Source organism: Comamonas aquatica, assembly GCF_018064205.1.
GTDB classification, from domain to species: domain Bacteria; phylum Pseudomonadota; class Gammaproteobacteria; order Burkholderiales; family Burkholderiaceae_C; genus Comamonas; species Comamonas aquatica.
This window is the reverse complement of record NZ_CP072916.1, coordinates 327,207-349,264: the sequence shown is the minus strand read 5'-3', so window position 1 is coordinate 349,264 and position 22,058 is coordinate 327,207. Positions and strand designations below refer to the sequence as shown.

The 22,058-nt window shown below is 68.3% G+C and carries 15 protein-coding genes, 3 tRNA genes and 1 other RNA gene; 13 read left to right on the top strand and 6 right to left on the bottom strand.

Annotation, left to right across the window (positions count from 1 at the left end; genetic code table 11):
• Positions 1–123: 123 nt before the first annotated feature.
• The gene (locus KAQ61_RS01610; RefSeq protein ID WP_210930288.1) at positions 124–513 is read left to right on the top strand and encodes a DoxX family protein; all 390 of its coding nucleotides are present in this window, start codon (positions 124–126) and stop codon (positions 511–513) included.
• 66 nt (positions 514–579) lie between these two features.
• On the opposite strand, the gene KAQ61_RS01605 is transcribed toward KAQ61_RS01610, so the two are convergent.
• The 4 genes from KAQ61_RS01605 to KAQ61_RS01590 form a co-directional block, all read right to left on the bottom strand.
• Entirely contained in the window at positions 580–1,338 is a 759-nt protein-coding gene (locus tag KAQ61_RS01605; protein WP_210930287.1) for an RNA pseudouridine synthase, read from the bottom strand.
• Positions 1,325–3,004 carry an MBL fold metallo-hydrolase gene (locus tag KAQ61_RS01600; protein ID WP_210930286.1) on the bottom strand — a complete coding sequence of 560 codons (1,680 nt, stop codon included), beginning with the start codon at positions 3,002–3,004 and terminating at the stop codon, positions 1,325–1,327. Before KAQ61_RS01600 ends, KAQ61_RS01605 begins: the two co-directional genes overlap by 14 nt.
• Before the next feature lie 186 nt (positions 3,005–3,190).
• An RNA gene (rnpB, locus tag KAQ61_RS01595) (RNase P RNA component class A) lies at positions 3,191–3,528 on the bottom strand.
• A gap of 34 nt (positions 3,529–3,562) precedes the next feature.
• The gene (locus KAQ61_RS01590) at positions 3,563–3,733 is read right to left on the bottom strand and encodes a hypothetical protein (RefSeq protein ID WP_210930285.1); all 171 of its coding nucleotides are present in this window, start codon (positions 3,731–3,733) and stop codon (positions 3,563–3,565) included.
• Between the two features lie 185 nt (positions 3,734–3,918).
• Here KAQ61_RS01590 and cysK point away from each other — a divergent pair, with 185 nt between their 5' ends.
• The 4 genes from cysK to KAQ61_RS01570 all read left to right on the top strand — a co-directional run bounded on the left by cysK (position 3,919) and on the right by KAQ61_RS01570 (position 9,495).
• Positions 3,919–4,839 (top strand): cysteine synthase A, encoded by a 921-nt coding sequence (gene cysK, locus KAQ61_RS01585; RefSeq protein ID WP_042411483.1) that lies wholly within the window; start codon positions 3,919–3,921, stop codon positions 4,837–4,839.
• Between the two features lie 231 nt (positions 4,840–5,070).
• Entirely contained in the window at positions 5,071–6,915 is a 1,845-nt protein-coding gene (locus KAQ61_RS01580) for an ABC transporter ATP-binding protein (RefSeq protein ID WP_210930284.1), read from the top strand.
• A 361-nt stretch (positions 6,916–7,276) separates the two neighbouring features.
• The gene (locus tag KAQ61_RS01575) at positions 7,277–8,947 is read left to right on the top strand and encodes a methyl-accepting chemotaxis protein (RefSeq protein ID WP_244982959.1); all 1,671 of its coding nucleotides are present in this window, start codon (positions 7,277–7,279) and stop codon (positions 8,945–8,947) included.
• Positions 8,948–9,240: 293 nt separating this feature from the next.
• Positions 9,241–9,495 carry a hypothetical protein gene (locus tag KAQ61_RS01570; protein ID WP_042411488.1) on the top strand — a complete coding sequence of 85 codons (255 nt, stop codon included), beginning with the start codon at positions 9,241–9,243 and terminating at the stop codon, positions 9,493–9,495.
• Between the two features lie 17 nt (positions 9,496–9,512).
• Here KAQ61_RS01570 and KAQ61_RS01565 read toward each other — a convergent pair whose 3' ends face one another.
• On the bottom strand, positions 9,513–10,469 hold the full coding sequence (locus KAQ61_RS01565; protein ID WP_042411490.1) for a Bug family tripartite tricarboxylate transporter substrate binding protein: 957 nt from the start codon (positions 10,467–10,469) through the stop codon (positions 9,513–9,515).
• 355 nt (positions 10,470–10,824) lie between these two features.
• Here KAQ61_RS01565 and sbcD point away from each other — a divergent pair, with 355 nt between their 5' ends.
• The 8 genes from sbcD (at position 10,825) to KAQ61_RS01525 (ending at position 19,538) form a co-directional block, all read left to right on the top strand.
• Positions 10,825–12,060, top strand: a complete 1,236-nt coding sequence (sbcD, locus tag KAQ61_RS01560) for an exonuclease subunit SbcD (protein ID WP_210930283.1) — start codon at positions 10,825–10,827, stop codon at positions 12,058–12,060.
• Complete coding sequence (locus KAQ61_RS01555; protein ID WP_210930282.1) at positions 12,057–15,512, top strand: AAA family ATPase; 3,456 nt, start codon at positions 12,057–12,059, stop codon at positions 15,510–15,512. The genes sbcD and KAQ61_RS01555 overlap by 4 nt, the downstream gene beginning before the upstream one ends.
• A gap of 153 nt (positions 15,513–15,665) precedes the next feature.
• Entirely contained in the window at positions 15,666–17,447 is a 1,782-nt protein-coding gene (locus KAQ61_RS01550) for an NAD(P)/FAD-dependent oxidoreductase (protein WP_210930281.1), read from the top strand.
• 24 nt (positions 17,448–17,471) lie between these two features.
• Complete coding sequence (locus tag KAQ61_RS01545) at positions 17,472–18,020, top strand: VUT family protein (protein ID WP_045267369.1); 549 nt, start codon at positions 17,472–17,474, stop codon at positions 18,018–18,020.
• A 208-nt stretch (positions 18,021–18,228) separates the two neighbouring features.
• Positions 18,229–19,146, top strand: a complete 918-nt coding sequence (locus tag KAQ61_RS01540; RefSeq protein WP_210930280.1) for an NAD(P)-dependent oxidoreductase — start codon at positions 18,229–18,231, stop codon at positions 19,144–19,146.
• Between the two features lie 83 nt (positions 19,147–19,229).
• Positions 19,230–19,305, top strand: a tRNA-Lys gene (locus KAQ61_RS01535).
• A gap of 36 nt (positions 19,306–19,341) precedes the next feature.
• A tRNA-Lys gene (locus KAQ61_RS01530) sits at positions 19,342–19,417 on the top strand.
• Positions 19,418–19,462: 45 nt separating this feature from the next.
• Positions 19,463–19,538 (top strand) — tRNA-Lys (locus tag KAQ61_RS01525).
• A gap of 255 nt (positions 19,539–19,793) precedes the next feature.
• On the opposite strand, the gene KAQ61_RS01520 is transcribed toward KAQ61_RS01525, so the two are convergent.
• A complete protein-coding gene (locus KAQ61_RS01520; protein ID WP_210930279.1) occupies positions 19,794–21,797 on the bottom strand; it encodes a DEAD/DEAH box helicase in 2,004 nt (667 codons plus the stop codon).
• Between the last annotated feature and the right edge of the window lie 261 nt (positions 21,798–22,058).

The following is a 22,058-nucleotide window of genomic DNA, read 5'->3' as shown; positions in this document are numbered from 1 at the left end:
CAGCCAGCCGGCAGCCTGTCTGCCATCGGTGCCGGAATGCGCGCACAAGTGCAGCAAGAAAGCCGTTTTTTCCCTGTTTTCCCGCAGACCATCCGCACAGCGCATGCTTTAGGCTGGGCAGCCATGAGCTTCTGGAAACATTTTCACCATCCCCTGGCCGCCATGGTGCTGTTGCGCGTCACCCTGGCTGTGCTCCTGCTGTTCCACGGCTGGGCCAAGATCACCGGTGGCATTGCCGGCATTGAAGCCCTAGTGGTCAAGGCCGGGCTGCCCGCCTTCCTCGCCTATGGCGTGTTCATCGGGGAAGTCATCGCCCCGCTGCTGCTGCTGGTTGGCCTGTGCGTGGTGCCGGCCGCGCTGCTGATCGCCGTCAACATGCTGGTGGCCCTGGTGCTGGTCCACGGCCCGCACTGGCTGCAAATCAGCAAAAGCGGCGGCTGGGCACTGGAGTTGCAGGCCTTTTTCCTGATCACCGCCCTGGTCGTGGCGATGAGCCACAGCAGCAGCAAATAAACCCGCCGGGCACAAAAAAGCGCGCCCGGGGCGCGCGAGGGTGCAGGGTCTGTGTGCCGACCCGAATCAGAAACGCTCCCAGGGCATGGCATAGCGCCACTGCCCTTCGGCCAGCTTGGCCATGGAGATGCGCCCCATGCGCAGGCGCTTGAGGCCCAGCAGCTTCAAACCCACGCCGGCGCACATGGCCTCGATCTCCTCGGGGTAGATGCCCTTGAGCGCAAAGCGCAGGTGGTGGTCGCTTTGCCAGCTGACCTTGGTGCGCGGCAGGCGCTTGCCGGGGATGGCCGTGCCGTTGCACAGGCGCTCCAGCCCTTCGGCATCGAGCTGGCCCTGCACCTGGGCGATGCACTCCTGCTCCAGGTACAGCACGTCCTCGGTCAGCTTGCGCGCCACGCGCCGGTCCTGGGTGAACACGGTCAAGCCGCTGGCGGGCACGGGCAGCGGCTCCAGGCACTCCAGGTGCTGGAAATGCTTGTGCAGCAGGCGGATGGGCGCCGGGGTATCGCCCTGGTTCCAGCGCTCCGGCACCAGCAGGTCCAGTGCGCTGCGCGGGCCGCCCGCCTGCACCGAATAACCGGCGGGCTTGTGCAGCAGCAGGGTGACCGGGGGCACCGGTTCGGGCTTGGCACCGGCGGTGACGGTCAGGACCTGCGCCGGGCCCACGCGGGCGCCGGCTTGCTCGACGGTCTGGCCATCCACCTGCACGGCGCCGGACTCGATATACAGCTCCGCCTCGCTGCGCGAGCACTGCAGTTGCCCCGCCAATCGCTTGGACAGGCGCACGGTGTTGTCGTTGTTGTGGGGAAATTCAGTCGGTGACATGCAGCAAGCCTAAAGCACGAATGCGTTCCACGTGCGCCATCAGGCTTCTTTCGGCCAGCTTCCACAGCGCCGTGGGCGTGTCGGCATAGGCCTGGGCCACCCAGTCCTGGACCGAGCCCTCGGGCTGCTGGCGCATGGCGGCCAGCACCTTGGCCTCGCGCGCCAGGCGGTGGGCCTTGAGCCGGGCGATCACGCCCTGCGCATCGCCCAGCACGTAGCCATGGGCCGGCAGCACGAACTCTACGCCCTGCGCAGCGCACAGCGCGGCCAGCTTGTCCAGGCTGTCGAGGTAGTCGCGCATATTGCCATCGGGGATGTCGATGACCGGCGTGGTGCCGTTCAGGATGTGGTCGCCGCTGAACAGCAGGGCGTCCTCTTCCAGCAGCAGGCACAGGTGGTTGGCCGCATGGCCCGGCGTGTGCACGGCGCGCAGCGTGTGGCGGATGCTGGAGGCCTTTTCAGCCTCCAGCCCAAGCGGAGCGAGCGTGATGCGCTCTCCATCTTGCAGCACCACATCGGGCACGAACTGGCTGTTGGCACGCGCCGTCGGGGCCGAGGGCAGGCCATGGATTAAGGGCTTGTCCCGCCCCTGCTGCACGCACAGCGCCTGCAGCAGGAAGGCTCCCGGGGAGTGGTCGGCGTGCGAGTGCGTGCAGACGATGTGGCGCACGTCGCCCCCGGCGGCCTCCCACAGGCGCTGCACGTGGTCGGCATCGGCCGGGCCGGGATCGATGGCGATGAAGCCCGTGGCTGCTTCGCCGACCAGGTAGCTGTTGGTGCCCGGGCCGGTCATCACATTCGCGTTGGGTGCCGTCAGGCGCCACAGGTTCTTGCGCAGCGGCACGGCGCGCTCGCTCTGCCAGTCCAGCGGGTGCAGGATCTGCCCATCGGGGCAGACCATGGCCAACTCACCAAACGGGGCTTCGTCCTCCATACAGCGGTGCTGCTCGCCACGCAACAGGCCAGAGCGCGGCGCGCTGGCCCACAGCGGTCCGGCGGCCACGGCGTCCAGTACCGCCTGCACGCTAGGGTAGCGCGCCAGGCGCGCCAGGGTGCGCAGCGTGGGAAAGATCATGGGCATCTGCCCGCCGGCATGGCGGTCCAGGGCCTGCTGCGGGTGGATCCAGACCGGCTCGAACTGCTCGGCCTCATCGGCCACCGGGATCTGACCGTCAGGCATGCGCGCCACGAAGAAGGGCACGGCAAAGCGCTTGGGCAGGTTGCGGTCGGCCGTCCAGTGTGCCAGCTGCCAGACGCCGCGCACGTCCAGGCGCAGGCCGCGCTGCGCCAGCTGCGGCCACAGCGGGGCGTGGCGGTCCAGGGCATCGACATCGGCCTGGGTGGCGGGCCGTCCGTCGGCATGCACGGCCAGCAGCAGGCCCATCTCTTCCAGGCTTTCGCGCAGGGCGGCAATGGCGGCGGTCAGCGCCCCGGGCGCCATACCATCACGGTGCGCCACCTGGGCGTGGGCCTGGGCGTCCTGGGCCTCGATGCCGCCGCCCGGAAAGACGTAGGCGCCGGGCACGAAGCTGGCTTGGTCGGAGCGGCGCGTCATCAGCACCTCCCAGCCCCCTTCGGGGCGGTCGCGCAGCAGCAGCAAGGTGGAAGCCTCCAGGGGCGTGACCGGCACGCGCTGGGGGTGGAGCAGTTGTTCAGGTCGCAGCATGGCGCCCATTATTGATGCGGACGCGGGCCGCGCGCTGTCGCCCGTGGGCACACCGCCAGGGCCTTGTGCGGGTCTGCCGTGCACCGCCGCCAGGTGTGCGGGGTGCGGGTGTGCCGAAGGGCGGCACGGAGCCCCCTAAAAACACAGGGCCCAGTCGATGACCGGGCCCTGTGGGGTGTCTGCAAAGTGTGAAGTCCGCCGATAAGCCGGATTCTGTGCATGGGCTTGCGCCCATGTGACTGCCATTACTCTGGGCCGGGGGTCGCCCCACCGGCTCGATGCTACCTACCCGCACACTCCGGGGGCCCCGTCAACGTGTGCCTACTTGGTATTGCTGCGCGTAGAGATTGCCCGTTTCACCCGGGCCGGTTTACCTTGCGGTACGCCTGCCCGACTACGTCTCTGTTGCTCTGATCCTCACCTCACGGTGGACAGCCGTTAGCTGCTACGCTGCCCTATGCAGTCCGGACGTTCCTCCAGTGCCGTGTTTCCACGCTTGCACCAGCGGCAGTCTGGCGAACTTCACGGGCACCATTATCGTCCATGGGCCCGGCGTTTTCAGGTGCTCGCCGAAATCACCCGGATGTCGTAGACGATCACCCCCATCAGGCCCAGCACCGCCAGCTGCATCAGCAGGATGCCCCAGCGGCTTTCACGGTAGGAAAAGCCCACCATCAGTGACACACAGACCACCGTCATGGCCACCATGTTGATGTGCAAAAGTGACATGGACAACGCCCTCCTTCTTTTTGGTGCTGCAAAAAGTATGCGCCATGGCCCCGCAAAATCGAAGTGCGGCGCAAAGGCCGCCTGAAACACTGCGCTTATCCAGACCGGCATATGCATATCGCCGGAGGTATGAACAAGTGCGCCAGAATGTGCAGCCTGTGCCCTCATCCACCCAAGGAGATGCCATGAAATTCGACAACGTCCTGCAGACCATCGGCAACACCCCCATCATCCGCATGCACCGCGTGTTCGGCGCCGGCGCCAACGTCTGGATCAAGTCGGAGCGCGGCAACCCGGGCGGCTCCATCAAGGACCGCATCGCCCTGTCCATGGTCGAGGATGCGGAAAAGTCCGGCGCGCTCAAGCCCGGTGGCGTGATCATCGAGCCCACCAGCGGCAACACCGGCGTGGGCCTGGCCCTGGTCGCTGCCGTCAAGGGCTACAAGCTGATCCTGGTGATGCCCGAGAGCATGTCCATCGAGCGCCGCCGCCTGATGCTGGCCTACGGTGCCAGCTTCGACCTGACGCCCAAGGAAAAGGGCATGAAGGGCGCCATCGCCCGCGCCCAGGAACTGGCCGCGCAGACGCCCGGCGCCTGGATCCCGCAGCAGTTTGAAAACCCCGCCAACGTGGCCGTGCATGCCGCCACCACGGCCCAGGAAATCCTGGCCGACTTCCCCGAAGGCCTGGACGTGCTGATCACCGGCGTGGGCACCGGCGGCCACCTGAGCGGCGTGGCCCAGGTGCTCAAGGCCAAGTTCCCGCACCTGAAGGTGTTTGCCGTGGAGCCCGCGGCCTCGCCCGTGATCTCCGGCGGCAACCCCGCGCCCCACCCCATCCAGGGCATTGGCGCGGGCTTTGTACCCAAGAACCTGGACACCAGCCTGCTGGACGGTGTGATCCAGGTCGAGGCCGAGCCGGCGCGCGAATACGGCCGCCGTGCCGCCCGCGAGGAAGGGCTGCTGGTCGGCATCTCCTCCGGCGCCACGCTGGCGGCGATTGCCCAGAAGCTGCCCGAGCTGCCCGCCGGCGCCAAGGTGCTGGGCTTTGCCTACGACACGGGCGAGCGCTACCTGTCGGTCGAAGGCTACCTGCCCACGGCCTGAGGCCCCCCTCGCGCAGCGGCCCGCAACACGGCCGTCGCCCCCAACCACCACACCGGCGTGTGGTGGTTTTTTTTATAGCTGCTGGCGCAAGCCCCTGGCCCAAACCCCAGGCTTTCGCGCTGAAACACTGGCTGGACAAGCGCCATCCGCTCTTATTTTTGATTTTCATTCTCCTTGCCCTGCCGAGGGCATGCCTGCCGCCTACCATCGAAGGCACAAGGAGAAGTCATCTTGTTCGGATATTTTGAAAAACGGGTGCCGCCCTATCCGGCGGAAGATCCCCAACTGCCCCCTGCGGGCTTCATCGCTTTTCTGTGGGCCTGCACGCGCGGCATGCGCGGCTGGATCGTGCTGCTGACGCTGACCAGCGCGGCCCTGTCCATCTACGAAGCCTTTCTGTTTGCCGTCATGAGCCAGGTGGTCGACTGGCTCAGCGCCACGCCCATGGGCGATTTCTGGCAGCAGCAGCGCGGCAGCCTGCTGGGCATTGCCGCCATCTTGCTGGGCAGCATCGGCCTGCTGGCGCTGCACACCATGGTCATGCACCAGGTGCTGGCCATCAACTTCCCGATGCGGCTGCGCTGGGTCTTCCACCGGCTGATGCTGGGGCAGAGCATGTCCTTCTACGCCGATGAATTCGCCGGCCGCATCACCACCAAGATCATGCAGACCGCGCTGGCGGTGCGCGAGGTGGTGTTCATCGTCGTCGACGTGCTGGTCGGCGTGGCCGTGTACTTCCTCAGCATCCTGCTGCTGGCCGGCAGCTTCGACGCCTGGCTGCTGCTGCCCTTCGGCCTGTGGCTGCTGAGCTATGCCGGCGCCTGCTGGTACTTCGTGCCGCGCCTGGGCCAGATCGGCAAGCAGCAGGCCGATGCGCGCTCGCTGATGACCGGCCGCGTCACCGACGCCTACACCAACATCGCCACCGTCAAGCTGTTCGCCCACACGCGCCGCGAGGCCGAGTACGCGCGCAGCGCCATGGACGACTTCAAGCGCACCGGCTACGCGCAGATGCGCCTGGTCAGCCTGTTCGAGCTAACCAACCACATCATGATCACGCTGCTGATCCTGAGCAGCGCCAGCATGGCGCTGTGGCTGTGGGCCCAGGGCCAGACCGGTGCCGGCGTGGTCGCCGCGGTGATCGCCATGGCGCTGCGCATCGCCGGCTACTCGCACTGGGTGATGTGGCAGATGACGGGCCTGTTCGAGAACGTGGGCACCATCCAGGACGGCATCACCACCCTGACCAAGCCGCGCACCATCACCGATGCGCCCCACGCCCAGCCGCTGCGCGTCACCCAGGGCGCCATCGCCTTCGAGGACGTGCACTTTGCCTACAAGGACGGCGGCAAGCAGGTCATCGACGGGCTGAACCTGCACATCCGCCCCGGTGAGCGCATCGGCCTGATCGGCCGCTCCGGCGCCGGCAAGTCCACGCTGGTGAACCTGCTGCTGCGCTTCCATGAGGCGCAGTCGGGCCGCATCACCATCGACGGCCAGGACATCACCCAGGTCACGCAGGACAGCCTGCGCGGCGCCATCGGCATGGTGACGCAGGACACCTCGCTGCTGCACCGCTCGATGCGCGACAACATCCTCTATGGCCGCCCCGACGCCAGCGAGGCCGAGATGCGCGCCGCCGCCGAACGCGCCGAAGCGGCCGAGTTCATCGACACCCTGACCGACCGCCACGGCCGCAGCGGCTACGACGCCCAGGTGGGCGAGCGCGGCGTCAAGCTGTCCGGCGGCCAGCGCCAGCGCGTGGCGATTGCACGCGTGATGCTCAAGGACGCGCCCATCCTGCTGCTGGACGAGGCCACCAGCGCGCTGGACAGCGAGGTCGAGGCCGCCATCCAGCACAGCCTGGACAAGCTGATGCACGGCAAGACCGTGATTGCCATCGCCCACCGCCTGTCAACCATCGCCGCCATGGACCGCCTGATCGTCATGGACCAGGGCCGCATCGTGGAAGCCGGCACGCACCAGCAACTGCTGCAGCTGGGTGGCATCTACGCCAAGCTGTGGACCCACCAGAGCGGCGGCTTCCTGAGCGAGCTGGCCGAAGGCGAGGTCTGAGCCACCGCACCGCACCGCACCGCACCGCACCGCCCCGCCGCCCAACCCAGGGCACGGGGTGGCGCCCGCAAGGATTGCGCGTGCGCCCAATGGGGCGACAGGGGGGGCACAACGGCATCGCCAGGCCCCCGGCGCAGGGGGCGTGCCGGACCCCGCCAGGCGCCCTCGGGCAGACCGTGGCGGGGCGCAGACGCAGCGGCCGCCAACCCTTGATCCAGCACAAATCCCGCACACATTCGGCCTTCCAGGGCCGATGAACGGCAGCGTGTCTAGACCCGGTCTACCTAGCATGTGAGGCCGTTTGGCGCCATCCACCATCAGGCCTGGGGCGCCGGCAAGCACTCACCCCAAGGGACACCACATGCACGCCACCATCGAACGCCCCCCGGCCCCGGCCGCACGCCGCGTTCCCGCCCCCGCTGCGGCGCCGTCGGCCCGCACCCCAGGCCCCGCTGCCGGGCCGGCCCCCCGCACGGCGCCGCCCCCCCAGCCCGTGGTGGCGCGCGATGAAGAGTTCCTGGTGCCCGAGTCCGAGCTGCTGATGTCCACCACCGACCGCACGGGCCGCATCACGCACTGCAACGCTGCGTTCACACATGTCAGCGGCTATGCCATGGACGAGCTGATGGGCCAGCCGCACAACATCGTGCGCCACCCCGATATGCCGCGCGAGGCCTTCAAGGACCTGTGGACCACCATCGGCCATGGCCGCGCCTGGTCGGGCGTGGTCAAGAACCTGCGCAAGGATGGCCGCTACTACTGGGTGCGCGCCTACGTCACGCCCATCATGGAACACGGCAAGCCCGTGGGCTACATGTCGGTGCGCGTCAAGCCCACGGACAACGAGGTGCGCGCCGCCAGCGCGCTGTACGAGCGCCTGAACAACGGCACCCAGGGCAACGCCTACCTGCACGCCGGCAGCGTGCGCCACCATGGCCTGCTGAACCAGCTCGGCAAGCTGCAGCGCGCCAGCTTCACCCAGCGCCTGGCGACGCTGCTGCTGCCAATGGTGGCCGTGGCGCTGCTGTTTCCGCTGATGGGCTGGACCCAGGGCTGGCAGACCGGCCTGCAGGCCGGCGTGCTGGCCCTGCTGACGGCCTTGACGCTGTACCGCCAGCATGTGCGGGTGACGCGTCCCTTCGAAGACGTGGCCTTGCTGGCTGGGGACATCGCGGGCTGCAAGCTCGACGGCGCCCTGCCGGCCTACCAGGGCCGCCACCCCATGGCCTTCTTGCTGGAGCGGCTCAAGCAGGTGCACATCAACCTGCGCGCCGTGGTGGGCGATGCGCGGCATGAGATCGACGGCTTCACCGTGATGTCGCGCCAGCTGACCCAGGGCTCGATCAACCTGGCCCAGCGCACCGACCGCCAGGCCCAGGACCTGCAGGAGACCGCCGCCGCCATGGAGCAGCTGTCCGCCACGGTCGCCAATGCCCAGCAGTCCACCGAAGAAGTCAAGGTCCACAGCGAGCAAAGCGCCCAACTGGCCGTGCAGGGCGGCAAGGCCATGGAGGAAGTGGGTGCGCTGGTGCAGGGCATGGCCCAGTCGTCGCAGCAGATGGGGCACATCATCTCCACCATCGAAAGCATTGCCTTCCAGACCAACATCCTGGCGCTGAACGCCGCCGTCGAAGCGGCGCGCGCCGGCGAACAAGGCAGGGGTTTCGCCGTGGTGGCCGGCGAGGTGCGGGCCCTGGCCCAGCACAGCGCGCAGGCGGCCGGCGAGATTCGCCAGCTGATCGCGCAGTCCAGCGAGCAGATGGACCAGAGCGCCCGCCACATGCAACAGGCCGGCCACACCATCCACCAGGCGGTCAACTCCGTCACCCAGGTCAGCGCCCTGATCCACAGTGTGGTCACCGCCACGCGCGAGCAGACCCAGGGCATTGCCCAGGTCAACGACGCCCTGAACGACCTGGATGCCGTCACCCAGGACAACGCCCGGCTGGCCGAGGAGTCGGCCCACTCCGCCCAGCACATGGACACCAACGCCGGCATCCTGCGCCGCACGCTGGACGTGTTCCGCATGTAGGCCGGCCCACCCAGACCGCGCTCCAACCTGCCCCTTCGGGGGCTTTTGGTTTTGGTAGCGGCCTGCGCGCGCCAGCGTTCGGTATTCCACCGAAATCTGCAGCAAATGCACTATCGGTGTGCGCTGGGCGCTCTGGTTTTTTATCCACCCGTGCGCCAGCGGCCTGGCCTCTGCGCTGCATCAAACCCGGCGCAGACCGGTGCCTGGGCTGCACGGCGTTTGACCGCGTCGCTGGACAGGCACGGCCTGCGCTTTCTATGGTGGCGATCCCCCTCACCACCCAACCCGTACCCATGAACGCCACCGCCACCCTGCCCGAATACCTGCACATCTTTGGCGAAGACGGCCCCGTGGCCGTGGAAGTCCACGGCCCGGCGGGCCCCTTGCCGCTGCCCGCGCGCCGCATCTGCGCCGAAGACATCGCCTGGCTGGTCAGCGGCGACGGCCAGCGCCTGCGCACGGCGCTGCAGTTCGACGGCCAGGAGCGCGCCGTGCTGGCCTGCGAGCTGGACCCCGTGCAGCAGTGCATCCGCCTGCGGGTGGCCTGAGGGCGCCCGCGCCGCGCTCAGTCCAGGCCGATGCCCTGGACGATGGCCTTTTCCTCGGCAAACGCCTGCTGCGCGAATGCCGCGTAGGCCTGGTGGTCCCGGTAGTCGGTGCGGATGCCGTAGTTGGCCACCACCTGCTGGAAGCCGGGGTCGTTCATCGCCGCCTTGACGGCGGCATCCAGCTTGCGCACCACCTCCTGCGGCAGCCCCTTGGGTCCGGCAATGCCCAGCGGCGAAGGCACGTCAAAACCATAGCCCGCCTCGCGGAAGGTGGGCACGTCGGCAAAGGCCTCGGGCCGGCGGTCGGCCGCGGTGGCCAGGGCGCGCACCTTGCCGGCCTGCAGCTGCGGCAGGATGCTGTTGGCAAAAATGGCCGACTGGATGTGCCCGCCGGCCAGGGCGCTGATGGCGTCCGCATCGCCCTTGAAGGGGGCGTGGTTCAGCTGGATGCCGGTCTTCTTCTCCAGCAGGGCCATGGCCACGTGGTTGGCCGTGAACTTGCCCGGCGTGCCATAGCTCATCTGCCCTGGGTGCTGGCGCGCCCAGGCCACATAGTCCTGCAGCGTGCGGATGGGCGAGCTGGCCGGCACGGTGAGGATGAAGTCGTAGGTCATGAAGCTGGCGATGTAGGTCAGGTCGCGCACCGGGTCATAGGCCACCTTCTGGATGTAGGGCTGCCGGAAGATGCCCACGGGCGCCAGCGTCAGGCGGTAGCCATCGGGGCGGGCGGTCAGCATGTCCACCACGCCCATGGCGCCCGCCGCCCCGGCCTTGTTCTCCACCACCACGGTCTGCCCCAGGGTCTTGCCCATGCTGGCCCCCAGCGCCCGGGCAATCACATCGGTCACACCCCCCGGCCCGTAGGGCACGATCAGGGTGATGGGTTTGTTCGGAAAAGCGTCGCCCTGCGCCTGTGCCACCCCCATGCTGAGGGTGGTGGCCACCACCGCTGCCATCCAAGTCCGTCGCTGCATGCCTGCCTCCTGGTCATCGTCCGTGGAACATGGGTGCAATCTACGGCCTGGCGTGCCGCCCGCCTTGCGGGTCTGCCCCAGGAAATGCCGTCCCTAGGGCAAACCACATCGTGCAGCGCAACACCTGGGTCCCACCGCCCGGCAGGCCCGGCCGGTGCTGGCGCGGGCCTTGGGCCCACGTGCTGCAGGACCTGCAGGAACGCCGCCGCCGCGTCCTGCAGGTGACAGGCTGGGGATGCGAATGCGCCCGTCCAATCCGCAGGCCCCTGCGGCGAAATGCGGCCCCGCACGGTGCTGCGGGGACAGGAGGTTGATAGCATCGACCGTGATTGCCTCTTTTGGATCCCCCCTTCCCATGCGCCTGCTGCACACCTCGGACTGGCACCTCGGCCAGAGCTTCATGAACCACAGCCGCGAGCGCGAGCACACGGCCCTGATCGACTGGCTGCTGGAGCAGGTGCAGGTGCAGCAGGTCGATGCCGTGCTGATCGCCGGGGACATTTTTGACACCGGCACCCCGCCCAGCTACGCCCGGGCGCTGTACTACCGCCTGATTGCCGAGCTGCACCGCCTGAACGTGGCCCTGCTGCTGCTGGGCGGCAACCACGATTCGGTCAGTGTGCTGGGCGAAAGCCTGCCCTTGCTGCAGCACCTACAGACCACCGTCATCGCCAGCACCGGCAGCGCCGCACAGCACCTGGTCACCCTGCCGCAGCGCGCCAGCGGCCAGCCCGGCTGCATCGTCTGCGCCCTGCCCTTCATCCGGCCGCGCGACGTGCTGCACAGCCAGGCCGGCCAGAGCGCGCAGGACAAGCAACGCAGCCTGCAGGCCGCCATCCAGGACACCTATGCCCAGGTCTATGCCGCAGCGCAGGCCCAACAGGCCGCCCACCTGCAGGCGCACGGCGTGCGCCTGCCCATCGTCGCCACCGGCCACCTGACCACCGTGGGGGCCAGCAGCAACGAATCGGTGCGCGAAATCTATGTGGGTGCGCTCGAAGCCTTCCCCACGACCGCCTTCCCGCCGGCCGACTACATCGCGCTGGGCCACATCCACAAGCCGCAGAAGGTGGGCGGCCTGGAACACATCCGCTACAGCGGCTCCCCGATCGCGCTGGGCTTCGACGAGGCCCGGCAGAACAAGGAGGTGCTGCTGGTCGAGCTGGGCGCGGACGGCCTGTCCTCGGTCACGCCGCTGCCCACCCCGGTGTGCCAGGCCCTGGTCTCGGCCAGCGGCAACCTGGCCAGCCTGCCCGCCACCCTGCGCGCGCTGGCCGCCCAGGGCACGGCGGAGCACCCAGCCTGGCTGGAGGTCACCGTGCAGGACGACGACTACCTGCCCGATCTGGCCCCGCGCATCGAGGCCATGGTCCAGGACCTGCCGCTGGAGGTGCTGCGCGTCAAGCGGCAGCGCGGCACGGCCACGCCGGGCCTGTGGGCCGAGGACGCCGCCTCGCTGCATGAGTTGTCGCCGCGCGAAGTCTTTGCGCGCCGCCTGGCCCAGGAGACGCTGCCGGCGGAGCTGGAAGCGGCCTTGCGCGCCCGCTATGACAGCCTGCTGGCCACGCTGCACGCCGGAGGTGCGGCATGAAGATCCTGAGCCTGCGGCTGAAGAACCTCAACGCCCTCAAGGGCGAATGGCAGATCGACTTTCGCCAGCCCGCGTTTGCCGACAACGGCCTGTTTGCCATCACTGGCCCCACGGGCGCCGGCAAGTCCACCCTGCTGGATGCCATCTGCCTGGCGCTGTACCACGAGACCCCACGCCTGAACGCCGTGGGCGGCCAGAGCAACGAACTGATGACCCGCCACATGGCCGACTGCCTGGCCGAGGTGGAGTTCGAGGTGCAATCCACGGTCTACCGCGCCTTCTGGAGCCAGCGCCGCGCCCGCGACAAGGCCGACGGTGCGCTGCAGCCGCCCAAGGTCGAGCTGGCCCAGATCGAGGCCGCCACGGGCGCGGGCCACATCCTGACCACCCACAGCAAGGACAAGACCCGGCGCATCGCAGAGATCACCGGCCTGGACTTCGGGCGCTTCACCAAATCCATGCTGCTGGCCCAGGGCGGCTTTGCCGCCTTCCTGAACGCCAACGCCAACGACCGCGCCGAACTGCTGGAAGAGCTGACCGGCACCGAAATCTACGGCCAGCTGTCCCAGGCCGTGTTCGAGCGCGCCCGCGAGGCGCGCGAGGCCCTGGCGCGCACCCAGGCCCAGGCCGACGGCGTGCAGCTGCTGGCGCCCGAGGCGCGCGCGGAACTGCAAGCCCGCCACCAGCAACTGCACACCGCGCTGGCCGAGACGCAGACGGCCTGGGCCACCGCCCAGGGCCAGCACGCCTGGCTGCAGCAATGCGCCAGCGCCCAGCAGGCGGTGGAGCAGGCCACCGCGGCCGAGCAGCAGGCCCTGCAGGCCCAGCGCCAGGCCCACGACGCACTGCAACGCCTGGAACAGGATGCCCCCGCACAGCGCTTGCTGCCCCTGCACCAGCACTGGCAGCGCAGCCAGGATGCGCACCGCCAGACGCAGGAGACACTGCAAAAACTGCAGCAATCACTGCTAAATCAGCAAGCGCTGCAGGCCTATTTGCACCAGCATGCGGCGCAACAGGCGCAAGCCGAGGCCAGCACCGCCCGGCAGCAGCTGCAGGCCCTGCAGGCGGCCATGGAGGAGCTGCAGCGCTACCAGCGACAGCATGCCGCCGATGCCCAGCTGGGCGAACACCTGGGCGGCTGGCGTGCCCTGCTGCAGCAGCGCCAGCATGCCCTGCAACAGCAGGCCGAGCAGCAGCGCAACGCCGCACAGCACGGCGCCGACGTGGACCAACTGCAGCGCACGTTGGCGGCGCAAACGGCCCAGCTGCACGCCGCCGCGCAGGCGGAAACTGCTGCCAGCGATGCCCTGCAGGCCGCCACGGCGGCACTGCACCAGTTGCTGACCCAGCACGGCAGCGCCAGCCTGGCCGAGCTGCGTGCACGCTGGCAAGCCGCGCTGCAAGCGGTCGCCCAGGCCGAACAGCGCCAGGCATTGGCCGCCACCCGGCGCGAACACGCCCAGCACCAGGCGCAGTTGGAGGCCGCCCTCGCGGCCGGCACGGCCGCGCTCGACAAACAGACGGCGGCCCTGGCCGACCTGCGCCAGCGCTACGCCGCCCAGCGCGACGTGGTGGCCGACAAGCGCCAGTTGCTGGAGCAGGAGCGCCGCATCCAAAGCCTGGAGGCGCACCGCCAGGCCCTGCAACCCGGCCACGCCTGCCCCCTGTGCGGCGCGCTGGAGCACCCGGCCGTGGTGGCCTACCAGGCGCTGGATGTCTCGGCCACGCAAACCGCGCTGAGCGCTGCCGAGGCGGCGCTGGAACAGTGGAAGGAACAGGGCGAAGCCGCCAAAGCCGTCCTGGCCGCCGCACAGCAACGCCAGTCGGGGCTGCACGACCAGCTCCAGCAGTTGCACACCGCCAGCGCGCGCAGCGCCGCAGCCTGGCAGGCGCTGCCACCGCCCGAGGGCCCGACCGGCGACTGGCAGCAGCCCGGCCCGTGGGCTGAGACGCTGGACCAGGCGCACCGCCAGGCCCACGCAGTGCAGCACGCGCTGCAACAGGCCGAGGACGGCGAGCGGGCGCTGCACACCGCCACGGCCGCCCACTACCAGGCGACCCAGGCACGGCACGACGCGGCCCACCAGCACGACGGCCTGCAACAGCGCCTGCACGCAGCGCAGCAGCGGGTGCAGCAGGCACAACAGGCCGTGCAGCAGCAGGCCGACGCATTGGCCACGCTGGAGGCGCAGCTGCAGGCCAGCTTGGCAGACCACGGCCAGCACCTGCCCGACCCGGCCACCACCGCAGCCTGGCTGGACGCCCTGCAGCACGCCTGGCAGCGCTGGCAGGACAGCGGGCAACAGCTGCAGCAGCTGAACCCGCGCTGGGCGCTGCAGCAGCAGGCCTGTGCCCAGGCCGAGGCCACCGCGGCCCAATGGCAGACACGCAGCACCGCGTGCCCCATGCCCACGGCCCTGGCATCGCCAGCGCCAGACCCGGCCACACTGCCCCGCACCCTGGCCGATTGCGCCCCGGCGATTGCCGCGCAGGCCCAGCACCTGGCCCAGCTGCAAGGCCGGATCACCCAGACCCAGAGCGCCGTGGAGGCCGAGCAGGCCGCTGTGGCCCAGGCCCACAGCGCCTGGCTGCAGGCCCTGCAGGCCAGCCCGTTTGCCGATGTGCAGGTCTTCCAGCAGGCCTGCCTGCCCGAGGCCGAACGCCTGCGCCTGCAGCAGTGGCAGCGCACGCTGGCGGACGCCGTGCAAGCGGCAGCCACCTGGCGGGCCCAAGCGCTGGCGCAGCAGGCGCAGTTGCAGGCCCAGGCCCTGACAGCCCAGCCGCCCGAGGCCGTGCTGAACCAGCTGGAGGCCCTGGAGCTGCAACGCCGCGCCCAGACCGAGCAGCTCGGCGCCACGCGGGCCCGCCTGGAAGACGATGACCGCTACCGCGAGAACCAGCAGGCCCTGCTGGCGCAGATCGCCGCCCAGGCGCAGGACAGCGAGCTGTGGCAGCGTCTGAACGCGCTGATCGGTTCGGCCCAGGGCGACAAGTTCCGCAAGTTTGCGCAGGGGCTGACGCTGGACCACCTGCTGCAGTTGGCCAACCAGCACCTGGCGCGCCTGCACGAGCGCTATGTGCTGCGGCGCAAGCCCACGGGCGAGCTGGAGCTGGACATCGTGGACCGCTGGCAGGGCGATGTGGCGCGCGACACGCGCACGCTGTCCGGCGGCGAATCGTTCCTGGTCAGTCTGTCGCTGGCCCTGGCACTGTCGGACCTGGTCAGCCACAAGGTCTCGATCGATTCGCTGTTCCTGGACGAAGGTTTTGGCACGCTGGATGGCGACACGCTGGAGACCGCGCTGGCGGCCCTGGATGTGCTGAATGCCCGCGGCAAGATGATCGGCATCATCAGCCACGTCGAGGCGCTCAAGGAACGCATTCCCACGCAAATCCATGTCGAGAAGGGCGGCGGTGTGGGCCATTCCCGCCTGAGCATTCGCAGCTAAAAAGCCCGCCAGCGCTTGCCCTGCCTGCGCTGACAGCTATGCATTTTTTCCCTGCAGATTCCCAGCGCACCGCCCGGCCAAGCCGGGCGGGCGGGATGCGGGGGGGCGCTTTGCACTACCATGCCTGCCCTTGCTTGATAGGTACAAGCCACCATGATTCGCATCGCAGAACTGAAAATCCCGCTCTCGGCCCTGGAATACCACCCCGAGAACCACTCCGAATTCCTGCCCACCGCCCGCCTGACCGCCCTGGCGGCCGAACGCCTGGGGATTGCCGCCGATGCGATCGCCCAGGTCCATGTGCACAAGCGCAGCTTCGATGCGCGCAAGGCCGAGCTGCTGGCCGTCTACATCGTCGACGTTGCCCTGGCCGATGCCAGCCAGGAAGCGGCGCTGCTGGCACAGTTTGCCGACCACCCCCACGTCCATCCCACGCCCGACATGGCCTGGACGCCCGTGGGCCAGGCCCCTGCGGACCTGCCGCACCGCCCCGTGGTCGTGGGCTTTGGCCCCTGCGGCATGTTTGCCGCGCTGGTGCTGGCGCAGATGGGCTTTAAGCCCATCGTGCTGGAGCGCGGCAAGACGGTGCGCGAACGCACCAAGGACACCTGGCGCCTGTGGCGCAAGCGCGAGCTGACGCCCGAATCCAACGTGCAGTTTGGCGAAGGCGGTGCCGGCACCTTCTCGGACGGCAAGCTCTACAGCCAGATCAAGGACCCGCGCCACCTGGGCCGCAAGGTGCTGCAGGAGTTCGTGACCTATGGCGCGCCCCCGGAAATCCTGTACGCCGCCCACCCGCACATCGGCACCTTCAAGCTGGTGAAGCTGGTGGAAGGCATCCGCGAGGAGATCGTGCGCCTGGGCGGCGAGATCCGCTTCGAGCAGCGCGTGACCGACCTGCAGATTGCCGGTGAGGGCGAGGAGCGCCACGTCACGGCCATCGACGTACGCAACCAGGCCACGGGCGAGGCGTACACCCTGGAGACCGACCAGGTCGTCATGGCCCTGGGCCACAGCGCGCGCGACACCTTCACCATGCTCTACGAACGTGGCGTGTACATGGAGGCCAAGCCCTTCTCCGTGGGCTTTCGCATCGAGCACCCGCAAAGCGTGATCGACCAGGCCCGCTGGGGCAAGCACGCGGGCCACCCCCTGCTGGGTGCCGCCGACTACAAGCTGGTGCACCACGCCCAGAACGGCCGCGCCGTCTACAGCTTCTGCATGTGCCCCGGCGGCACCGTGGTGGCCGCCACCAGCGAGCCCGGCCGCGTGGTCACCAACGGCATGAGCCAGTACTCGCGCGCCGAACGCAATGCCAACGCCGGCATGGTCTGCGCCATCGAGCCCAGCGACTACCCGCAGGACGCGGCCGCGTTCGCCTGGGCTTTCGACGGCAAGACCTATGGCGTGGAACACCAGCCACCCGGCAGCCACCACCCGCTGTCCGGCGTGGTGTTCCAGCGCCAGCTGGAGTCCAAGGCCTATGAGCTGGGCGGCTGCAACTACAACGCCCCCGGCCAGCTGGTGGGCGACTTCGTCGCCGGCCGGCCATCGCGCGAGGTAGGCCACGTGCCGCCCTCGTACAAGCCTGGCATCACCTGGGGCGACCTGCACCAGGCCCTGCCGGCCTTTGCCATCGAGGCCATGCGCGAAGCCCTGCCGGCCTTCGGCAAGAAGCTGCGCGGCTACGACATGCACCAGGCCGTACTGACCGGCGTGGAGACGCGCACCTCCTCGCCCGTGAAGATTGCCCGGGGCGCCAACTTCCAGAGCGTGAACACCCGCGGCCTGTACCCGGCGGGTGAAGGCGCCAGCTACGCGGGCGGCATCCTGTCGGCCGGTGTGGACGGCATCAAGGTGGGCGAGGCCGTGGCCTGCGCCATCCTCGGCCTGGACGTGCCCTCGTCCGGCGTGCGCAACTCCGGCGCCTACTGAGCCCGCCGCAAAGGAAGCACCACCATGCGCTACCCCCACCCCAGCCGTTCGCAACTGACCCTGGCCGTGCTGGCCATGGGCGTGGTCGTGCTGTCGTCCAACATCCTGGTGCAGTACGCCATCAACGACTGGCTGACCTGGGGCGCCATCACCTACCCCTTCGCCTTCCTGGTGACGGAGCTGGTCAACCGCGCCTTCGGCCCCGCCCAGGCGCGGCGGGTGGCCTGGGTCGGCTTTGCCGTGGCCGTGGCCGCATCGGCCATCCTGGCGCCGGCGCGCATCGCGGCCGCCTCCGGCCTGGCCTTCCTGCTGTCGCAGATGCTGGACATCGCGGTGTTCGACCGCCTGCGCCAAAGCCGCTGGTGGCGCGCACCGCTGATCGCCACCGTGCTGGCCGCCGTGCTGGACACCGGCGTTTTCTGGGGCGTGGGCTTTGCCGGCGAAGACCTGCCCTGGGTCACCTGGGCGCTGGGCGATCTGGGTGTCAAGCTGGTCATGGCCGTGTGCCTGCTGCTGCCGTTCCGCCTGCTGATTGGCACGCGCGCGACCACCAACGCCGCCCCGTCGGCCTAGGCGGGCAACCGCCCATCCAGGATGGGCGGCACGCAGCGGCCGGCCATCGCCTGCGCCGGGCGTGACCCAGTCTGCGCAAGTTCATACAGTCGTTACTTTTATGCACTGCGCTTGCAAGCGATTTGCAAGCCTGTGTGAAAAAAAATCCTCATGATTGCGTCCTGGCATCTTTTGGCGCTGGTTTTTCAGCGCCATGCCGACGACAACAATGACGGAGACACCCTTGACCCCCTCCCCTATCCCCGGCCTGCGCATCGCCGTGCTGGGCTGCGGCCTGATGGGCGTGCCCATGGCCCGGCGCCTGCTGGCTGCCGGCCATGTCGTGCATGCCTGGAACCGCACCCGCGCCAAGGCCGAGCCCCTGGCCGCGCTCGGTGCCTTCGTCCATGACACGCCGCGCCAGGCCTGCATCAAGGCCGACTACGTGATCAGCATGCTGGAGAACGGCCAGGTCGTGGGCGACGTGCTGTTCGGCATGGGCCAGGATGGCGCCATCCACGGCATGCGCGCCGGCACCCTGGTGGTGGACATGGCCTCCATCCAGCCGCGCGAAGCCCGCGACCATGCCGCCCGCCTGAGCGAGCGTGGCCTGCGCCACCTGGACGCCCCGGTCTCCGGCGGCACCGTGGGGGCGGAAAACGGCAGCCTGGCCATCATGGTCGGGGGCAAGGCCGAAGACTTCGAGGCCGCCCAGGCCCTGTTCGCCCCCCTGGGCCGGGCCACGCACGTGGGCCCGCACGGGGCCGGGCAACTGGCCAAGCTGGCCAACCAGATGATCGTGGGCATCAGCATCGGCGCCGTGGCCGAAGCCCTGCTGCTGTGCGCCAAGGGCGGCGCCGACCCGGCCAAGGTGCGCGAAGCCATCACCGGCGGCTTTGCCGACAGCCGCATCCTGCAGCTGCACGGCCAGCGCATGGTGGAGCGTGACTTTGCCGCGCGCGGCAAAATGACGGTGCAGCTCAAGGACATGCGCAACGCCCTGGCCACGGCCCAGGAGATCGGTTTTGACGCCCCAATCACCCGCCTGTTCGAGCAGCTGTATGCCGACGGCGTGGAGCATGGCCTGGGCGATCTGGACCACAGCGGCCTGTTCGTGGAGCTGGCTAGCCGCAATGCGATGCAGTAAATCGGCGGGAAAAAGACCGTACTTTCCCGAGGCCGCCAAATTTTTGGTGCATAATAGCGATCTTGCTTGATTGGCAACGAAGTGGGCTCTTAGCTCAGCTGGTAGAGCAGCGGACTCTTAATCCGTTGGTCGAGTGTTCGAATCACTCAGGGCCCACCACTTCCCCTCCCAAGCAGCGATCTGGTTGATCCAGTCGGGCTCTTAGCTCAGTTGGTAGAGCAGCGGACTCTTAATCCGTTGGTCGAGTGTTCGAATCACTCAGGGCCCACCAAGTTTTCTCTTCACTGCGCCGCGCAGTGTTCCTTCCGGTTGCGAAGGGCTCTTAGCTCAGCTGGTAGAGCAGCGGACTCTTAATCCGTTGGTCGAGTGTTCGAATCACTCAGGGCCCACCAAACACAAAAAGCCGTCTTGGTCACAAGACGGCTTTTTTGTTATGCCCTCGTGAAATCCATAGCTACCCGCGCTGACACCACAAGGATTTGGCGCTTGCATCAGGCTTCAACAACGAGCAGATCAGTGCCAGCCGCTATGCTTTTCCCAACAGCGCACACATGACCACCGTGCAACAGGCATAAAAAAACGGCCCAAAGCCGGTTTTTTTTATGCCTCCACACCAGGGCTGCGCACCAGGCGCAACCCGAGCTGCATCAGCGGTCGCGCGAGAAGGTCTTGCGGCGGTCGCCACCGAAACCACCGCCATTGCGGTCATCGCGGCCACCACCAAAGGACTTGCCTTCGCGACGCTCGCCGCCACCAAAGCCACCGCGGTCGCCACGGCCTTCAAAACGGGGACGATCGCCACCGAAAGGCTTGCGCTCGGCGAAGCCGCCTTCACGACGCTGACCGCCACGGTCTTCAAAACGGGGACGGCCACCACCGAAACCACCGCGTTCGGGACGGTCACCAAAAGCAGGCTTGCGATCGGCAAAACCACCTTCACGGCGCTGGCCGCCACCGAAGCCACCGCGATCGCCGCCACGGTCTTCAAAGCGGGGACGGTCGCCACCAAAACCACGCTGGTCACGGTCGCCGCCAAAGCGGGGACGGTCACCACCGAAGCTGCCACGCTCACGGTCGCCACCAAAGCTACCTTCGCGGCGCTGGCCACCACCGAAACCACCACGGTCACCAAAGCCTAGCTTGCGGCCATAGCCGTCGCCGTCACGGCGACCACCAAAACCACCACGACCACCGGCGCCGGCACCGCCGCCACGACGGCCGTCGCGCTCACCGGCAGCCGGGAAACGTTGCTGGGGCTCCAGACCCGGAATGACCTCGGCCTTGAACTGCTGGCGGGTGTAGCCTTCGATGTCGAACACACGGCGACGGTCGCGGAATTCCGCAAACGTCACGGCCACGCCTTCGCGGCCAGCACGGCCGGTACGGCCGATGCGGTGGGTGTAGTCCTCGGCCTTCATGGGCAGGCCGTAGTTGAACACGTGGGTGATGGTGGGCACGTCGATGCCGCGGGCTGCCACGTCGGTGGCCACCAGCACCTGGATCTGACCATTGCGCAGCGCCATCAGGCGGCGGTTGCGCAGACCCTGGCTCAGCGCGCCGTGCAGGGCGGCGGCGGAGAAGCCGGCTTCCTGCAGATCGGTCGCCAGACCGTCACACTCCACCTGGGTGGAGGCAAACACGATGGCCTGGTTGATCGAGGTGTCACGCAGCCAGTGGTCCAGCAGCTTGCGCTTGTGCTGGGCGTTGTCGGCCCAGAACAGCACCTGCTTGATATTGGTGTGCTTTTCCTGCGCCGTGGAGATGGTCACCTTCTTCACGTTGGCGCCGCCGTCGTGCATCACGCGCATGGCCAGCTGCTGGATGCGGGGCGCGAAGGTCGCGCTGAACATCATGGTCTGCTTGCGCTGCTCGGTCAGCTGGTTGACTTCGGCCAGGTCGTCGGCAAAGCCCAGGTCCAGCATGCGGTCGGCTTCGTCCACCACCAGGAACTGCACCTTGTCCAGCTTGATCTGCAGCGAACGCTGCAGGTCCAGAAGGCGGCCGGGCGTGGCCACCACCAGGTTGGCGTTCTGCAGCTTGGCGATCTGCACTTGGTAGGGCATGCCGCCCACCACGTTGGCAATGCGCATGCCGCGGCAGTGCTTGACCAGCTCGATGGCGTCGTGCGCCACCTGCTGTGCCAGCTCGCGCGTGGGGCACAGGATCAGGGCGCCGGGCACGGCGGCCTTGAAGTTGCGGGGGTTGGTGGGGTCCTTGCGCTTGTTGCGCTTGGGAGCGGGTTCGCCACGGGCGGCCGCTTCGGCCACCAGACGGTCGTATTCCGTCTTGGCTTCGGCTTCTTCTTCGTTCTTCTGCTGAATCAGGGTGTTCAGCACGGGCAGCAGGAAGGCGGCCGTCTTGCCGGAGCCGGTCTGGCTGGAGACCATCAGGTCGATGAAACCACCGGTTTCTTCGCCAGCGCCCATGGCAAGGGGAATGGCCTGCGCCTGCACGGGCGTGGGCTGGGTGTAACCCAGATCGCCCACGGCACGCACCAGCTCGGGCGCCAGGCCCAGTTCTTCAAAAGGATTGGGACCTGCGGGCTCCGCGGCCTCCACCGTGTCCACGTCGGCCAGCATCTGGTCCAGGGTAGCGTCCAAAGAGGTATCTGCAGCGGCCACCAGGCCCTGCTCATTGAGGATGTCGTTCATGTGTTCTCACGCGGAAAGCAAACACCAATGCCCAGCGGCAGTGCTGCTTTCTTGACGGTTAGGGAAACATCAACCGTCAAACAAAGCACTTCCACGCTGGTGGATGTGGTGGGCCGTCGTATCGGCATCGCTGGCGGCCCGTGTGGGGCGGCCATGGCGAGCGGGTGTCGGTGAGCCCGGTGAGTGATGGGAGATGCGCAAATGGCTGAAAAAAGCGCGGACCTTGTTCCAAGGTTGCGTTCAGACAAGACTGCAATTATT